The organism is Paraphotobacterium marinum, from assembly GCF_002216855.1.
Classification (GTDB): Bacteria; Pseudomonadota; Gammaproteobacteria; order Enterobacterales; family Vibrionaceae; genus Paraphotobacterium; species Paraphotobacterium marinum.
The window spans coordinates 1,250,939-1,267,478 of record NZ_CP022355.1 but is presented as its reverse complement, the minus strand read 5'-3'; the positions used below and the strand labels follow the sequence as shown (position 1 = coordinate 1,267,478).

The 16,540-nt window shown below is 29.6% G+C and carries 18 protein-coding genes and 1 pseudogene; 5 read left to right on the top strand and 14 right to left on the bottom strand.

What is annotated here, in order from left to right:
* The 6 genes from CF386_RS06590 to CF386_RS06565 form a co-directional block, all read right to left on the bottom strand.
* On the bottom strand, positions 1-666 hold the full coding sequence (locus CF386_RS06590) for an FtsX-like permease family protein (protein ID WP_158522316.1): 666 nt from the start codon (positions 664-666) through the stop codon (positions 1-3).
* Between the two features lie 146 nt (positions 667-812).
* Positions 813-2,453, bottom strand: coding sequence for an FtsX-like permease family protein (locus CF386_RS06585; protein WP_089073594.1), 1,641 nt, complete (start codon positions 2,451-2,453; stop codon positions 813-815).
* A complete protein-coding gene (locus CF386_RS06580; RefSeq protein WP_089073593.1) occupies positions 2,434-3,108 on the bottom strand; it encodes an ABC transporter ATP-binding protein in 675 nt (224 codons plus the stop codon). The genes CF386_RS06585 and CF386_RS06580 overlap by 20 nt, the downstream gene beginning before the upstream one ends.
* On the bottom strand, positions 3,105-3,923 hold the full coding sequence (gene lgt, locus CF386_RS06575) for a prolipoprotein diacylglyceryl transferase (protein ID WP_089073592.1): 819 nt from the start codon (positions 3,921-3,923) through the stop codon (positions 3,105-3,107). Before lgt ends, CF386_RS06580 begins: the two co-directional genes overlap by 4 nt.
* An 83-nt stretch (positions 3,924-4,006) precedes the next feature.
* The gene (locus CF386_RS06570) at positions 4,007-4,702 is read right to left on the bottom strand and encodes a pseudouridine synthase (protein WP_089073591.1); all 696 of its coding nucleotides are present in this window, start codon (positions 4,700-4,702) and stop codon (positions 4,007-4,009) included.
* A 2-nt stretch (positions 4,703-4,704) separates the two neighbouring features.
* A complete protein-coding gene (locus CF386_RS06565; RefSeq protein ID WP_089073590.1) occupies positions 4,705-5,013 on the bottom strand; it encodes a Dabb family protein in 309 nt (102 codons plus the stop codon).
* Between the two features lie 158 nt (positions 5,014-5,171).
* Between CF386_RS06565 and CF386_RS06560 the strand changes: the two genes are divergently transcribed.
* Together CF386_RS06560 and rplY are read left to right on the top strand one after the other, a co-directional pair.
* Complete coding sequence (locus CF386_RS06560) at positions 5,172-6,866, top strand: DEAD/DEAH box helicase (protein WP_089073777.1); 1,695 nt, start codon at positions 5,172-5,174, stop codon at positions 6,864-6,866.
* A 136-nt stretch (positions 6,867-7,002) separates the two neighbouring features.
* Positions 7,003-7,281, top strand: coding sequence for a 50S ribosomal protein L25 (gene rplY, locus CF386_RS06555; protein WP_089073589.1), 279 nt, complete (start codon positions 7,003-7,005; stop codon positions 7,279-7,281).
* 28 nt (positions 7,282-7,309) lie between these two features.
* Here rplY and CF386_RS06550 read toward each other — a convergent pair whose 3' ends face one another.
* The 5 genes from CF386_RS06550 to CF386_RS06535 all read right to left on the bottom strand — a co-directional run bounded on the left by CF386_RS06550 (position 7,310) and on the right by CF386_RS06535 (position 10,773).
* Complete coding sequence (locus CF386_RS06550) at positions 7,310-7,477, bottom strand: DUF1289 domain-containing protein (protein ID WP_404824966.1); 168 nt, start codon at positions 7,475-7,477, stop codon at positions 7,310-7,312.
* 180 nt (positions 7,478-7,657) lie between these two features.
* A complete protein-coding gene (locus CF386_RS13065; protein ID WP_225971697.1) occupies positions 7,658-8,053 on the bottom strand; it encodes an MFS transporter in 396 nt (131 codons plus the stop codon).
* The gene (locus CF386_RS06545; protein WP_225971696.1) at positions 8,023-8,859 is read right to left on the bottom strand and encodes an MFS transporter; all 837 of its coding nucleotides are present in this window, start codon (positions 8,857-8,859) and stop codon (positions 8,023-8,025) included. Before CF386_RS06545 ends, CF386_RS13065 begins: the two co-directional genes overlap by 31 nt.
* 119 nt (positions 8,860-8,978) lie before the next feature.
* Positions 8,979-9,626: a GTP cyclohydrolase II gene (locus tag CF386_RS06540; protein ID WP_089073776.1), complete on the bottom strand. Its 648-nt coding sequence runs from the start codon at positions 9,624-9,626 to the stop codon at positions 8,979-8,981.
* 28 nt (positions 9,627-9,654) lie between these two features.
* Positions 9,655-10,773: a patatin-like phospholipase family protein gene (locus tag CF386_RS06535; RefSeq protein WP_089073587.1), complete on the bottom strand. Its 1,119-nt coding sequence runs from the start codon at positions 10,771-10,773 to the stop codon at positions 9,655-9,657.
* 123 nt (positions 10,774-10,896) lie between these two features.
* Here CF386_RS06535 and CF386_RS06530 point away from each other — a divergent pair.
* The 3 genes and pseudogenes from CF386_RS06530 (at position 10,897) to CF386_RS06525 (ending at position 13,661) form a co-directional block, all read left to right on the top strand.
* A pseudogene (locus CF386_RS06530) lies at positions 10,897-12,368 on the top strand (sodium-dependent transporter).
* A gap of 161 nt (positions 12,369-12,529) precedes the next feature.
* Positions 12,530-12,688 carry a hypothetical protein gene (locus tag CF386_RS12780; protein ID WP_158522315.1) on the top strand — a complete coding sequence of 53 codons (159 nt, stop codon included), beginning with the start codon at positions 12,530-12,532 and terminating at the stop codon, positions 12,686-12,688.
* Between the two features lie 418 nt (positions 12,689-13,106).
* Positions 13,107-13,661, top strand: coding sequence for a LysE family translocator (locus CF386_RS06525; protein ID WP_225971695.1), 555 nt, complete (start codon positions 13,107-13,109; stop codon positions 13,659-13,661).
* Between the two features lie 238 nt (positions 13,662-13,899).
* Here the strand turns inward: CF386_RS06525 and CF386_RS06520 are convergent, their stop codons facing one another.
* Genes CF386_RS06520 through CF386_RS06510 form a run of 3 tightly spaced genes read right to left on the bottom strand, consistent with a single transcriptional unit; the run spans position 13,900 to position 16,530 of the window.
* A complete protein-coding gene (locus tag CF386_RS06520; RefSeq protein ID WP_089073586.1) occupies positions 13,900-14,466 on the bottom strand; it encodes an HAD family hydrolase in 567 nt (188 codons plus the stop codon).
* A gap of 7 nt (positions 14,467-14,473) precedes the next feature.
* A complete protein-coding gene (locus tag CF386_RS06515) occupies positions 14,474-15,481 on the bottom strand; it encodes a glucokinase (RefSeq protein WP_089073585.1) in 1,008 nt (335 codons plus the stop codon).
* A 26-nt stretch (positions 15,482-15,507) separates the two neighbouring features.
* Positions 15,508-16,530 (bottom strand): AGE family epimerase/isomerase, encoded by a 1,023-nt coding sequence (locus CF386_RS06510; RefSeq protein ID WP_089073584.1) that lies wholly within the window; start codon positions 16,528-16,530, stop codon positions 15,508-15,510.
* Between the last annotated feature and the right edge of the window lie 10 nt (positions 16,531-16,540).

Here is a 16,540-nt window from a genome sequence, read left to right as displayed (position 1 = left end):
TTAGAAATATTTTTTTATTTCTCTCGATGTGGACGACTTTGATAACTTAATTAATGGAAGTATGCCAATAATCAACAATGAGAACAATGCAAAAACTGCATCATACAAAATAGTTATGTAAGGTAAGCTAAATGATGAATCCATCAAAATATTGGCCGAAATAATAAAGTTAGTAATACTTAAACAAAATATTATTGATAAAGGTAAAGCAAAAATAAAACAAATTAAACCGGTGTAAATTAACTCTCCTAAACTTACCAATATTAATTGCACATTTTTAAGCCCCAAACACTTCAACAAAGCTAATTGCTTAATTTTTCTTTCTTCTCCAGCTAATGAAGAAAAATATATTCCTAAAATAGCTAAAATAAAAATAAACTTAGAAAAATAGCCTATAAAGTAAAAAGACTTATCAAGAACTTGTCTAAAAAAATCATGTCTATATTTAGATTTGTTAATTAAATTGGGTTTTAAATTAAATTTGGAGATTAACGTAGAGCTTATATGATTAGCTTTTAAACTTTTGAGGGAAAAGGATATTTGATAAATATCCCCTGAGGAACTAAGAAGCCTAAATAAATTTTGTTTAACAATAATTTCAGGATAAAAGGTATCCCCTCCATACAAAACATTCTCTATTTTTAATTTTTGATTTATCTCATCCATTTTAAATATACTATTTTTTTGAAGATGAAATTTCTCCAAAAACTTTCTATTAACCATAATGTGATGATAGTTATGAACCTGCTTTACAGATAACTCTTCATTATTTAACCCTTTTTTATTATTGAGGTAAACATTTTGAAAAGAAATTATTTTAATAATTTTTTTCTAAAATAACTATAGTTTATCATTTTAATATGGATATTGTTTACATCTCTTTGACTTTCAAGCCAAGATAAAACTGGCTCATATTCAGATGATTGAAGCGATATTTCAAAATCATACTTATACTTTTTTTCAAGCCAAGTATTTGAATTATGCTCATAATTCTTTACTAAAATTTGAATACTAATCATCCCAATAAAAGAAAGTAATAAGAGGACAGTAGATATGGTTCTGAAAGATAGGCTTGATGAGATATCGAGAAAAAACCATTTAATTAGATTATTTTTAGAAACCTTAGATAAAAATTGTGTGATTAATCTTAAAAAATAAGGAAAAATCAAAGAAGAGCAAATGACAAACGCTATAAGAAATAAATACTCTTTATATTTCCATTCAATATCTAAGCTAATTAACATTATCACAGATATTATGAACACAGCTAACGATGTAATGGCCTGCCATAGATATTCCCTTTTTAAGATATAATAGAACGAAATATGCTTGGCTAAATCTTTTGAGTTGATCTTCACAACCCTTAGAATAGGCCAGCCAAATGCCAATAATAAACCAATAAAAGCTAGAGAAAAGCTAACTTTGAGCCAACTATAATCCCAAGCAGGGCTATTATATAAGCTGAAACCATATATTCTTTCAAAAGTATATGAAAGCTCAGATATACTCAGATTAACAAGCCAAAAACCTATTATATTCCCAAAAAAAAGTCCTAATAACAAAAAAGCTATTATCTCTAATAAAAATATAAAAATTATTTTTATTCGACTCAATCCAAGTTTTCTAAGTTGTCCTATCAAAATCTGCCTTTGAGCAAAAGATAATGACATTGTTTGATAAAAAACAAAAATCCCTATGCAAAAAGCAAGCATGCCTATTGTAAATAAAAGAATATAAAAATATTGAGTAATTGGTTTGAAGTTATATGTTTGTTTTTTTTCAAAACGAAAATCTTTATCAACCACTGAAAAGACTTTCTCTAAACTATCAGATGATAAATTAATACAACTTATATGTTGACTTTCCTTGGTAAAAGAAGCGAGGTTATGAGTTTTGTAGTTTTTACTAGCTAAAATAACATTAGGCTCTCCCCAAAACAGGTTCGTGATATAAAAGTCAAAATTTCTATTTTGATTTATATGTTGGGCAAAAGGCTCGTTACTTTGAATATTAATCCCCCTAGCTGCATTAGGCGTTAATAGCACATTATTTTGCTCTAGTTTTTGAGTAATATTTTTTAAAAAAACTTGTGAGTTACCTTTATTTAATCGTTTTAATTGGAGCGGATCTATTAATGTAAGATCTATGGAATGGTTTAGTGTTCTTAACTTTGCATTCTGTAAAATAAGACACTTATCTGGAACTTTATTATTTATTAGTTGGTATTGTTTGTATACAGAAGGACCTGTTTTTTTAATTGGTGCGATCGTATATCGAAATTCATCAAGGTAGTTTGCCTGATTATTAACCATGACAGATTTAGTTAAAACATTTATTTCAAGAACGCTTACTAATAAAGAGATAGAAAGAACTAAGCTTATAATCAAGAGTACAAGCTGGAGTGAATTTTTTCTGTAATGTTTATATAAAGCTTTATAAGGTAGGACTGACACTATTTAAAATCCCACCATATAATTTATATTTATGCTCAGATAACTTTATATATTTTAAACTATGTGTGACCAATATTAAGGAACAACAAAACTCTTTAGATAATTGAAAAAGCATGTTCATTACAATTTGCGAATTTTTTTCATCAAGTGATCCTGTTGGTTCGTCAGCTAACAATAACTTAGGTTCCATATAAAGTGCTCTTGCTATTGCCACTTTTTGTTGCTGTCCTCCTGAAAGTTCCTCTGGATACATATGCAATAAGCTAATTAAGTTAAGAGATGAAAGAAGCTTTAACCATAATGTCTCATCTTCCTTTAGTCCTTTTATTGCTCGACTGAACTTAATATTATCGCTGATATTTAAAGTAGGTATTAAATTATAATTTTGAAAGATGATGCCAATATGATTGCGTCTCAAAGAGGTTCTCTTCGTTTCACTCATTAAATGAACAGGTTCTCCAAAAAACCAATATTGACCACTTTCTACTTTCTCAATACCAGCAAGGATATTAAGAAGCGTACTTTTCCCTGAGCCACTTTCACCTATCAAAGATATATTTGAACCTTTATTAAGTGTTAGTTCAAGGTTTTGCAGTATAGAAGAATAACCTTGGGAGTCTTTATAACTTTTATTTATCTTTTCTAATTTAATCATATATTGTTTTTTATAGATTTCTCTCCACAAAGACTGGGAGCTTTATTTCTACTTAAATATATTAAAACAAATCCAGCTAAAATCATTGGAATACATAATATTTGTCCCATGGTTAACCAACCAAAAGCAATATACCCAATTTGAGGATCTGGTTGCCTAAAAAATTCGCAAAAAATCCTGAAGACCGAATAACCAATTAAAAACAAAGCAGAAGTTTTCATGGGCTTTCGAGGTTTACTAGAATAAACCCACAAAATTATAAATAATAGCACTCCTTCAGTAAGAAATTCATACAATTGACTAGGATGTCTAACATAAGGACCTCCGTCAGGAAAAACCATACCCCAAGGAACATCTGTAATCTTTCCAAATAATCTACCATTAATAAAGTTACCAATTCTACCTGCAGCAAGACCAATAGGAATAACTGGTGCTATCAAATCAGCAATTGAAAAATAACTACGTTTGTGAAGTTTTGAATAAATCCCAATACTAATTAAAACACCTATTAAGCCACCATGATAAGACATTCCTCCTTGCCATATTTTGAAAATATTTAAAGGATCACTTACATAATAAGGTAAGTCATAAAATAAAACATATCCAATTCGTCCGCCTAAAATACATCCTATACCAACGTAGAGAGTTAAATTTTCAAGCTGAGATTTTGTCCAACTCAGTTGGAGTTTCTTTATTCTTTTGAATAAAAGACTGCCTCCTATAAAATAACCAAACAGATACATTAATGCATACCAGTGGAGTTTTAATGGACCAATTTGTAAAGCAACTGGGTTTATATCAGGGTATTGAATCATAACATCTATTGAATAATAAAATTTATTTATTATAACGGAATCAATTAGGTAATCCTATAAATATTATATGTTAAGTTGCTTTTTTATAAAAAAGAAGCGATTTCTAAATCGGTTAAACGGCGGTATTCTCCTAAATTTAAATTTTCGTCTAATTTAATATTACCAATTTGGATCCTTTTGAGAGAGTTTACTTTATTTCCTATCGAGGCAAACATACGTTTAATTTGATGATACTTCCCCTCATGAATAGTAATATATAATTTTTTTTCAGAAAGAACTTCAATATGCGCTGGTTTAGTTTTTTTTATTTCATTTTTTAGAAGTAACCCCATCTCAAATTCTCTAACATACTTCATATCGAAAGAGTATTCTAATCCAACCAGATATTTTTTAGCGCACTTTTTGTTAGGTGAGATGACATTGTGAAGCCACTTTCCATTTTCAGTCATCAAAACCAATCCTGTTGTATCGACATCTAGTCTCCCTGCTATTTTTAGATCATACTTATCAATTTGCGAAAATAAGTCATAAACTGTCTTATTGCTAGAATCTTCAGATGAGCAGACATAACCTACAGGTTTATTCAACATAAAATATTTAGTTTCAGGTAATTTTACTTCCCTTGTTTCAAATTCGACGATATCCGATATCGGATTTAATTTAGTAGCTGGCTTATTTATCTTTTTTTTGTTGACCAAAATTTTATTTTTTTTCAAAAGCAACTGAGCATCTTTTCGGGAAATATGTAAGGCTTTACTTAAAAACTGATCTAGTCTCATAATTATATTTCATGGTCAAAGACTAAAATTGAGTCTAGATTATTCTTTAAATGTGGGATTAAATATTGCTCCACAACTTTTTGATGCTTGGGGTGTTGAATATATATTTTTCTCGTCTGATGACTTTGGAAATTAAATTCAAAACAATATGTGAATCCTTTACTTAATCCTTCTTCGCTATTATTTTTATACCACTTAAAACCTGAAACTCCATCGATTAATTCTAAGCTCATTAGTTGTTTTTTTAGTTCACTAATTTTTTCATCTGTTATAGAGTCTTCTAACTCTACATAGACTTTGTGTTTCAACATTTTCTTGTGTCTTATATAAATTTCAATTATGGTTGTAGATTATCATAAAGTTGATTTTATTTATATGTGTTTTTATTCGAGTAAATTATTTATTAAGAACTCAATTACCTAGATAAAGTATATATTATTTGTATTACATTTTTCATCAAAATCTTATTATGGAACTTAGAAATTATCAAAAAAGTGCTGTGCAAAGCGTCATCTCTCATTTCAAAGAATCAAATGAATCTGCCGTCCTGACACTGCCGACTGGAGCCGGGAAAAGCTTAATTATTTCTAAGCTTTCTCAACTAGCAAACAACAGGGTGTTAGTGTTAGCACATGTTAAAGAGCTTGTAGAACAAAATAGTCAAAAGTTTAAGTATTATGGCTTAAATTATTCTATTTTTTCTGCTAGCTTAAATCAAAAAAATAGTTCTGCAAAAGTTGTTTTCGGTACGGTTCAATCAGTTGCCAAAAACCTTAGCAATTTTAATCAAAAAATTTCATTGCTGATAATTGATGAATGTCATCGTGTTGGTAAAGAAAAAAACTCTGAATACTTGAAAATTATAAACTATTTTAGATTAAAAAATAGAAGATTAAAAATTTTGGGTTTAACTGCTACCCCTTACAGAACAGATTTGGGCTGGATTTATAAATATCATTACAACGGCTACATTCAGTCTGAAAAACAAACTCCTTTTTCTAAATGTATTTTCGATTTACCAATATCAAAATTAATTCGTGAGGGTTATCTGTCAACACCTATACAAGTTAACCCACCAAAGGATAGATATAACTTTAATACTGAAGATGACCTTTACAACTATGAAAGTTTAAATAAACAGATTGAACAGTCTCCCAGAATCACTAAAGCTATTATTGAACATCTCAAAAAAATTGCCGAAGAAAGATTAGGAGTCATGATATTTGCTAGTTCTATCCAACATGCAAGTGAAATTCATACTTATTTAGGTAATGAAAGTTATCTCATCACTGGAAACACTTCCCTTTCTGATAGAGAGGCTATTATCTCTGGTTTTAAAAACCAAAATAAAAAATTTTTAATCAACGTATCAGTTTTAACTACTGGATTTGATGCTCCCCATGTTGATTTAATAGCTATATTGAGAAAAACTGAATCAGTAAGCTTATATCAACAAATAGTAGGTAGAGGTTTGAGGTTACACCCTAAAAAAACAAATTGTATAGTTATTGATTATGCTGCAAATAATCATGACATTTTTCAGCCTGAAATTGGAAAAAAACCTAAAAATCCAAATGTAAAGATTGTTCAAGTTCAATGTCCAATTTGTGGCTTTCAAAATTTATTTTGGGGAATTTTAGATCCTCACGAAAATATAATTGAACACTATGGTCGAAAATGTAAAGGAATTAATATCAACCAAAATAAAAATGAACAGTGTAGTCATTACTTTAAATCTAAAGAGTGTCCACAATGTGGTGGAACAAATGATATTGCTGCAAGAACATGTTCAAATTGTAATTTTCAACTTATAGATCATGATAACATACTTAAAAAAGCATATGATTTATCCAATCAAGATGTTTTTGTATGTGCAGGAATAACATATTCGTCAGCAAAAAATGGTATCTTTCTAACTTATCATGATGAGAATGGCCAAGAGTTTACTGAAATAACTCCCCAAATCCATACAGAAGCTTTTCATGAGTTTTTCAAACCATACTTCAGCAATCAAAAAATACAAAACTTCAGTGATTTTGAGAAATACTTTTCTTTTATGAAGTACCCTGACTTCTTAATTTTAGAGAAAAGAAAACTTAAATGGGTAATTATTCATAAAATATTTGACTATGTCGGTTTAAAGAGAAAAGCTAATCAAATATGATCATTGAACTTTAAAAATATAATTTTTTTATTTGATTTAGTCCGACATCAATGATAACATCGGCATCGTTTTACAAGTATTAGTAAGGTCGCATTACTAGTATATTATTTTACTTAAATAACAAAGAGAATTAACTATGAAATTCGAAGCAAAAATTAGAACTGACTTAGGGAAAGGTGCGAGCCGCCGTCTTCGTCATGCAGATAAGTTCCCAGCTGTAATTTACGGTGGAAACGAAAATGCAATTTCAATTGAATTAAAACACAGCGATATTATCAATAAGCTTGATGATCCAAAATTCTATGAAGCTATTACATTGATTATCGATGGTAAAGAAGAAAATGTAAAACTTAAAGACATTCAAAGACATGCTTTTAAACCAAAAGTTATGCACATGGACTTTATCAGAGTTTAATGTTTTCTATGAGGCCTCTATTTTATTCTTAAAAGAGGCTTTTCTGCTCAAAAAAATCCTTATCAATATTGTCATTTCGTTTTAATCTAGTAATTTTATTCTTCCTGAGTCTACATAGTCTAATGACATTTCTCTTTTGTTCATTCGTCAATTTGTTCCAATGAAAGCGCTCATTCCTATTTCTAAAGCAGCCCAAGCAATAACCTTTATCATTAACTTGACATAACCCAATACAAGGACAAGGAACATCAAAAAAGTCCAATTGTTCCAAAGTGATTTTCTCTTTAATTAAGATAAAAGGTATTTTATTATAGAACTATCTGACGACTTAATACAAGTAAAGACTCTGGTTAATGAAGTTACTTACCTTTACCAGTTAAACTGACAAGGCATACTTCCTAAATGTTCTATATACCATGGATAGCATTAACAAACTCAAGAAAGAACAAAACAATAATACAATACCTAAATCAATTTCAGTTTGAGTTGACATTTCTGATCCTAACAATACAAAAATACCTGCTCCTAAATTTTGCACTCCTCCTAATAAAGCTCCAGCCGTTCCAGCTTTATTCTTAAAAGGTTCAATGGCAAATGAAACCGATAAGGGAAATATAACACCTGCGCCTAAAAAGTATATAAGCCCACCAAGTATGATAGATATTGTATTAACCTGGTACAACACACCTGCACTGAGTATAATTAATGAACCTAAAACCAAACACAGAGATGATGTCAGCATTAACTTATAAGAACTTTTTTTGTGTGACACTTTCCAGCCAACCAAGATCCAATTAAAAACCCTGGTAGAGGTATAATAAATAGAATGCTGACCTCGGCAGGTTTGAAGTGTAAAGTTGAACCTAATAAAATACCTGCTTCTGCTTCATAAATTGCAAGACCTGAACAAGTTGCAAGGATACATAACAAAAAAGTACTAAATTCTTTATTTAATAGCACATCCTTATATTTTCTGATTATATTCTCTTTTTTTCGCAATTCTACAGGTAACGTTTCGTCAAAAGAAGTTTGCATCAAAATATATACAACCACGCACATACACAACAAAAAAATATAACTTGATTGCCATGGAAAAATGGTAGATAAAAAGCTTCCGAGTAATGGGCCTAGTAATGGACAAATTACTAAACCCATACTAGCTATACTATTAGCCTTGCGTAATTCAAAACCCGAATATTTATCCCTTGGTACAGTCCGAACCATAGCACCACTAGACCCAATGCCAATCCCCTGAATAAATGTTCCTAATAAAAATAAATCAAAATCTGATGTGCAAACTGCTAAAGCAGTCCCTACCAAAAATATAATCAAACTAATAAGAATAATATTTTTTCGACCATATATGTCAGATAAAGGACCATAAATGAACTGTGAAAACCCATAAGGTATCATGTATACAGCCATAACAATAGCTAAATTAGACGGAAGAGTGTCAAAATATATACTCATTAAATTAATAGATGGGACATACATGGTTTGAGTCATTTGTCCCAAGGCCGCTAAAATTACGATTAAAAAAATTAATTTATATGATTTTAATTTTTCAAAAAAACTCATCTCGCAGCCCTAACTATAAAATCTTCATAATATGTGGAAATATGGGCGAATCTTAAATAAATTAGGTCTATAATGCAAGAATGATTTGAGAAAATGTGATGTTTTTTTTGCTATTTTTTTTAATATTTAAGATTAGTAAATCTAATCCAATTTATTTTTTTTATATTTATTTGATGGTTTCCCTTCTCAGCCTTAGTTTTTAAGTATGCTTCGTTTTCACTTTTCAAATGAACTTTAGTATGAACTACTTGTTCAACATCTAAACCATAATCTCTAACTTGCTTTATTTTTTTTGGATTGTTAGTGATTAATTTTATTTTCTTTATATTAAGTGCCTCAAGCATTTGAACAGCCTCTTTAAAATCTCTCAAGTCAGCACCAAAACCAAGATGCTTATTTGCTTCATATGTATTTAAACCTGATATTTGTAACGTATATGCATCTATCTTATTGTAAAGTCCAATACCCCTCCCTTCTTGACGCAAATACAACAACACTCCACCCTCCTTCCCCATTTTTTCAATGGTCTCATTTAATTGTTCGCCACAATCACATCTTGAAGAGTGGAACACATCTCCTGTTAAACACTCAGAGTGAAGCCTTACCAAAGGCGTTTGAGCCCTATTCAAATCAGCATTACCAAAAATAATTGCAATATGTTCTTTTTTGGAATCTAAGCCATGAAAGGTTACAATTTCTGCTGGAATGTTGCTTTGATACCCTACTTTAAATGGGACTCTTGCTCTAATAGTTAATTTAGGGGACATTATTTTTTCTCTTTGGTTTATAATTTTTTTAAAACTTAACATATTTGTTAGACATTAACTCATCAAAATTTTCATTTAAAAATTTCAATCCTGTTTCGTAACCCATCTCATAGTCAGAATTAAGATCATCTTTCTTACTCATTAATACTCTGGCTTGAAGTTGCTTTGGTGGTGCAATTTGTAATATATTAACATTTTTGGGTGGGTTATGAATAAAATTTTCTGTATCAACCATGTTTTGATAATGTTTGGTCATTATATCAAGAAGTTTTGCATGAGTGGGTGTTTTTTCATATTTAATTTCATTGACAATTAAATTAAAGTAACTTTCATCAGCTGACTCCCATGCCAGTTGTGGAGTATGCTCAATATTATGTTCTGAATTATGATGAATGTTGGACATTTTTTCTTTCAAAGCTGCTCTATAATCTAAATACTTATTTCTTACATTTGTTTGCCAATCTGAAAACTTCTCTAATGTCTTTCTATATTTAAATTTCGACCAGTAATTTGGAAGAGATTCCATAATTTGCAGCTTCCATTTAATAATGGTTTCAATATCAATTTTTTTTTCAAATGCAATTGGTTCTGTTCTGATCACAATGATTGTGTCCGATGACAAGCTCCATGCTTTATGGATGGGAACTTGAGCTGAAACTCCTCCATCAAAATAATGTTTTGCACCAATTTTAATAGGTTGTGAACATAAAATAGGTACGCTACTTGTACCAATCAAAACTTCTTTCCAGTTTTTTCTATACAGTGGGAAATATTCATCTCTAAGAGAAGTGCTTTCGGTTAAACAAGCCAGAGCATGCCTTCCATTCATTAATGTTTCATGTGCCTTCTTAAAATCTAATGGTAAACCTCCATCTCTACCAATTTGACTAATACCCCAATTTAAATTTAATGAATTATGTCCTCGAATATATTCCTTCAAGTTAAAAAAATTACTTTGCGAAGAAAAATCTAAAATGAACTCTTTAGCAAGATTTGATTGCCTACTTATGTAAGAAGACAAATTTAAGGCACCTGCAGATGTCCCAACATACAAAGAAAAGGGATCAAACTTATTTTCTAAGAAAGCATCAAGAACACCTGCTGTGAATATCCCTCTTTGTCCACCGCCCTGTGTAACTAATGATATTTTTTTTTATTTTTATCAATCATAATGTTGTGTTTTTCCTAAATTTATTTAAATATCAAAATCTATAAAGTCTTAAATTATATTCTATAATCATATTTATGTAAAAATTAAAAGAACATAGATATGAATGCTCAACGCTGGAATTCTCGATTAGGTTTTATAATGGCTGCAATTGCATCAGCTATTGGTTTAGGCAATATTTGGAGATTTCCATATATTACATTTGAAAATGGTGGTGGAGCGTTTTTAATACCCTATTTATTAGCAATGTTTACTGCAGGGATACCTCTAATGATTTACGAGTTTTATCTCGGTAATAAATATAGATACGGTGCTCCTAAAACTTTTAAAACTATAAATAATAAGTTTGAATGGTTGGGTTGGTTTCAAGTTATCATTGGCGTAGTAATATCAGTTTATTACATGGTTATAATTGGTTGGTCTATTAGTTATTTTTATTTTCTTTTTCCGGTATATGGGGCAATGATACTGAACAATTTTTTATGCAAGATTTTTTGCAGTTATCTGACAGCGTTGACAATCTTGGCTCTATTCAATGGCATATAGCACTAGCGGTCTTCATAGGATGGGCTGCTACATATCTAATAATTATCAGAGGAGTCAAAAAGGGAATAGAAAAAGCCGTAAAAATATTAATGCCACTTCTTTTTTTCATGGTATTAATTTTAATTGCTTCAGTTATTAATTTACCCGGCGCAATAAGTGGCATCAATTATCTTTTTGAACCAGATTTTTCTAAATTATTAGACATAAATATTTGGGTAAGTGCATACTCCCAAATGTTTTTTACACTTAGCATTGGTTTTTCAATCATGATTGTTTATTCAAGTTATATGCCTAAAGAAAGTGACGTATCCTCTAACGCATTCATTACGGTTTTTATTAATTGTGGTTTTTCATTACTTGCTGGTATATTAGTCTTTTCAATAATTGGTTATATGGCTCACGCTGAAAGTCTTTCAATGAAAGATGCTGTTTCATCTGGTCCTGGTCTAGCCTTTATAACCATTCCAAAAGCAATTAATTTATTACCCTTTGCACATATTCTTGGTCCAATCTTCTTTCTAGTATTAACATTTGCTGGATTAACCTCGATAATATCGATCGTCGAATCAGTTATTTGTGCTTTACAATCAAAATTTAATTTTCGGCGATCGTCGATCGTCAATATTTTCTGTTTGTGTGGATTCGTCCTTTCTTTAATATTTACACTAAATGGAGGATTGTATTTAATAGATATTGTTGATTATTTGATGTGTAATATAGGACTATACTTCTCCTGTTTAATGGAAGTAATAATTGGCCTCCTTTTTATAAAATACTATAACATTAGAAATTACATAAACTCGCATTCCGATATCAGAGTAAATACATTCTTTGAATATTGTATAAAATTTGTAGTTCCCGTAATACTTTTCATTTTGTTAATTGGTACAATATACAAGCTATATAACAGTGGTTATGAAAATTACTCAAGCTCAAATCTTTTCTATTATGGTTGGATTATCCTTCTCATAAATATTTTTATAAGTGTTCTTTTGAATATTGTAACTTCCAAAAGGAACAAATTATGACATTTCTTGCAATAATATTTTTAATAATTTCATTTATCCTTACTTGGGGTTTGGGTGGTTTTTTCTTATTTAAGATATTGAGAAAGTAATTTTTTTATTGAAAATTGATTTCAATGGAGTATAGTGAAATCTTCAATCTATTTTTATAAATGGAAATTACAATGGAAGCAAAAAATTTACAAAATAGAAACCAGCTTTTGTTTAATAAGTTCAAAGAGTTCAATATTTCTCCTGATATTGATTCTCTCACTGATATATTAAAAAAATTTAATATTGAGCAAACAGCAGATAGATTAGACGCGTGTGAAAATTTTTTTTAAACTTATCGAGCATGGAATCCAACGACATTAAAAAGTCATTTATGGACAATTTTTCTGTCCAACTTTCCAAAATCAAATTGAATACAGAACTGAAAAATACTCAGGATTTGCTGGATTGCATTCTTAATCTCAATCAATCTGAGTTTATTGAGTTATTATCAAACTGGAAAAAAATTTAGATAATCTTGCCTCGTTATCAACATTTATTCATGAATTAATATTAAAATATACTTTAAATAAGCAATATTAAAATTAATATTGCTTATTGTGCTTTTCTTTAATTTATAATAATAGGTATATTAAATTAATTATTATTTCCTAAAATGAAAAATACCTTTCAATAAAATTCACTTTAAATCGGGAGTTTTTTAATTAAAATATATATCAAATTATTTTTCAATTGGTTCTTGAATAGTTTATGCATCACTATTTAATATATTTATCGATCACTGCTTTTACAGTTTTGTTGCCTGGCCCAGGTGTGTTATTAACCCTACATAATTCAATGCAAAAAAGCACTAAACAGACCTTGACCGGTATCCTTGGGGTTTCAGTTGGTATATTTTTGGTTGGCTTAATTTCAGCAACAAGTTTAGGGTTAATTTTATCCAAATCAATGATTGCCTTTACGTGTATTAAAATTTTAGGTTCAATATATTTGATGTATTTAGGCATTAAAATGTTTAAAAAAACAGGTTTAAACCTAAACTTAGAGTCAGATAAAAATAACCCTAAATCAGTTTTTTCATCATTTTCAAAAGGATTAATTGTCTCTCTATCAAACCCCAAAGCAATCGTTTTTTTTATGTCTGTTTTTCCTCAATTTATAAATTTAAACGAATCATACGCTCCTCAATTCTTAGTTTTAACTCTAACTTATAGTTTTCTTATAATTATCATTCACGCTATCTATGCTATTTCCGCATCATTTGCTCAAGATAAATTATTGTCAAAAAAGGGAATGCAGTTTTAAATAAAGTATGTGGAAGCATTTTTATTATTTTCGGTATAACCCTTGCAGCATCCAATAAATAATTATTTTATAAAAAACATTAGAATCAATAAAGTTTCAGTAAAATGTTTATAAGTAAGCGAAATAACTGATTTCTTGCTTTGATAAAAGAAAAGTTAATAAATAACTTTTAATAGCTTTCCAATTTAACTCATATAAATATAATAGAAGAATCTCTTTGTGATTAAAAAGATTCCATTCAACCGAGAAAAATTTTTTGCTCTATAAATCTTAGGATATTAAAAAATACTTCATTTAACCTATTTTTGTTTTTATTAATTAAAGGATTCGTTAGAAGTATAGGATAACAGCCAGAAATTATAGAAGATAAGCATCCGGTTAATAGACGATCATCAACCAGGCAAATCTTACTAGACTCAATTCCTGAAATTGAAATGATTTCATTTAATCCATCTGGGTATGGTTTTTTTCTGAAAGCTCTTATAAATATAATATTCGGCAAGTTTTTTTTAAACATTTCCGCTCTTATTAAAGATGGTTTATTGCTTAAAATATATATTCTTCCCGGACCTAATTCTTCCGATAAAGAGCTCAAATGTTGAAGTATAGTTTCACAAAGAACATTTTCACCATGTGGTGCTAAAACCCCGTCATAATCCAGCACAAGACATGAAATCTTTAGCTCTTTCAAATATGATTTTGTTAAACAAAAAACATCCTTAATTTGATGTTTTTTATCCTTCAAATTATAGAGACAAGCTCTATATTTGAAGGCGTTAATAATAGTATATATAAATCGCTTCATAAACGTTTTATTTATTCATATTAAAAGCATATTGTTCTGCACCCTGAAGTCCGATATCAGGATTGAGTGAAACATAAACAGGAATATTATGAAGAAGAGACGACAACCTACCTTTATCTCTAAACATAGACATAAATCGTCCATCCTTAAGTTGATCTAACATTTTTGGAGCTATGCCTCCTACAATATACAAACCACCATAAGGCAACGTACTTAAAGCAAGATTACCTGCACTTGAACCGTATACTTTAATAAATATATCAATAACTCTTAATGCTAATGGATCATTATGCTTAAAGGCATATTCAGCAATGGTAGCCCCTAAATCCTTTGAGTTATACATAGCTAAATGCATTTCTGGACTTTCATTTTGCCCTGGAAGTGGATTGCTCAATGCATATTTGTAAATATTGACTAAGCCTGTACCACAACAAACCCGCTCTAGAGAAACTCTACGAAGTTTTTTTCTCAAAAACTCAAGCAATGCTGTTTGATCATCTCCTACTGGAGCAAAATCAACATGACCAGCTTCTGTTGGAAATACGTGTGTTTGTCCATTGGATTCATAACAGATACCTACCCCTAAACCAGTACCAGCACCGATATATGATATGGGTGATTCGCTTCGTAAGTCACCTTCTTGCAGAGTGTAAATATCTTCTTTATTAAGCGTGCTAATACCAAAACCAATAGATTCAAAATCATTAATTAGTTTAACTTTTTCAATCTGAAGAACTTCTTTCATTTGCTCTTCAGTGACAATCCATGGCAAATTAGTTAATTCAACTTCTCCATTTTTAACAGGTCCTGCAACTGCAATACAGGCTGATTTTATCGAAGTTACTTCGATACCTGACTCAACAATAAAAACTTTCAAAACTTCAGCTAAACTTGAAAAGTCAGCTCCTTTGTATTTTTTAATACATAATACTTCATCTAATTGAAATTTTTCATTCATTTTAGCTAGGCGAAGTCTCGTGTTTGTCCCACCAATATCACCTGACAAAACAATCATATATTTTCCTTATCTTTTTTTAAATTTTAAAACGCTTCTTTAAAAGCACTTATCAAATGATATCCAGTTGTTGCTTTAATTTTTTTTGTTAAAGCTTTACCCCTTGAATCAATATATTCTATAGGATAACACTTGTTAAAGTAAAATTGACATATTATTTTAGTTGCAGTATCACTTTTACTATCATTATTTGTCAATAAAAAATATCTAAGTCTTTCTAGGTTCGGCCAAATTCTAAACTCAGCATTTTTCTCACTCACATTTAACTTAGGATATACAAAGCCTAAAGTGGACAAACCCATATTTTCCATAGAATGTACTAAATGTTCACAAAAATCTTTGGTCTCAATTTTCAGTCCTAGTTTTTCACTTTCTAATAATAAAGAAGCCCACTCATAATTATGTCCGGGCTCGTAAACAGTTTCATGATGGTTTTTTGAGTACTCTGCAATCAAGTTGGTTTCTGGGTTAATGAATTTCTGTTTAATCACACTAAACAATAATTTTATTTCTATTTTAGTTGAAGTAGAATTCGTAACTCTATAATACTCTAGCAGTGCTTCATATAAATGCATTATAGCATTTTGACAAATAACGCCACTATCATCTTTTATTGATTCAAATCCTTTTGAAATAAAATCTTGTCTCACTTCATCAAAAAGGAAAAGAATATCATTTTTAATTTCATCCAATAAAAAGTGTTTATATAAAATTGAAAAAGAAAAAATTAAAAAAGAAAATTCATATAAATCATTTAATTTTCCAGATGATGGACGCTTTTTCCAATAACCTTGGACTGGATCAAAATAATTTTTTTTTGTTTGCTTATAAAGTCTTAATGCTAAAAACTTAGATTCTTCATCTTTAAATAGTTCATAATATTTAATTAAGAAATAAATATTTCTGGTTTGACATAAAAGGCGAGTATCCTCAAAGTCAACGTTGAATTCATCATCTAAGATTTCAGGTATAAAATTAAACATATTAAATGACTCTTTTATTAGATTGCAGTAAGAGTCTAAGTATTTTTTATAATTATCATTATTCATTTTAAACCTA

Coding starts and splice junctions, on each gene's coding strand:
- CF386_RS06590 (WP_158522316.1), bottom strand. CDS start 666: ATGGATGAGATAAATCAAAAATTAAAAATAGAGAATGTTTTGTATGGA.
- CF386_RS06580 (WP_089073593.1), bottom strand. CDS start 3,108: ATGATTAAATTAGAAAAGATAAATAAAAGTTATAAAGACTCCCAAGGT.
- lgt (WP_089073592.1), bottom strand. CDS start 3,923: ATGATTCAATACCCTGATATAAACCCAGTTGCTTTACAAATTGGTCCA.
- CF386_RS06570 (WP_089073591.1), bottom strand. CDS start 4,702: ATGAGACTAGATCAGTTTTTAAGTAAAGCCTTACATATTTCCCGAAAA.
- CF386_RS06565 (WP_089073590.1), bottom strand. CDS start 5,013: ATGTTGAAACACAAAGTCTATGTAGAGTTAGAAGACTCTATAACAGAT.
- CF386_RS06560 (WP_089073777.1), top strand. CDS start 5,172: ATGGAACTTAGAAATTATCAAAAAAGTGCTGTGCAAAGCGTCATCTCT.
- rplY (WP_089073589.1), top strand. CDS start 7,003: ATGAAATTCGAAGCAAAAATTAGAACTGACTTAGGGAAAGGTGCGAGC.
- CF386_RS06545 (WP_225971696.1), bottom strand. CDS start 8,859: ATGAGTTTTTTTGAAAAATTAAAATCATATAAATTAATTTTTTTAATC.
- CF386_RS06540 (WP_089073776.1), bottom strand. CDS start 9,626: ATGTCCCCTAAATTAACTATTAGAGCAAGAGTCCCATTTAAAGTAGGG.
- CF386_RS12780 (WP_158522315.1), top strand. CDS start 12,530: ATGGAAGCAAAAAATTTACAAAATAGAAACCAGCTTTTGTTTAATAAG.
- CF386_RS06525 (WP_225971695.1), top strand. CDS start 13,107: ATGCATCACTATTTAATATATTTATCGATCACTGCTTTTACAGTTTTG.
- CF386_RS06520 (WP_089073586.1), bottom strand. CDS start 14,466: ATGAAGCGATTTATATATACTATTATTAACGCCTTCAAATATAGAGCT.
- CF386_RS06515 (WP_089073585.1), bottom strand. CDS start 15,481: ATGATTGTTTTGTCAGGTGATATTGGTGGGACAAACACGAGACTTCGC.
- CF386_RS06510 (WP_089073584.1), bottom strand. CDS start 16,530: ATGAATAATGATAATTATAAAAAATACTTAGACTCTTACTGCAATCTA.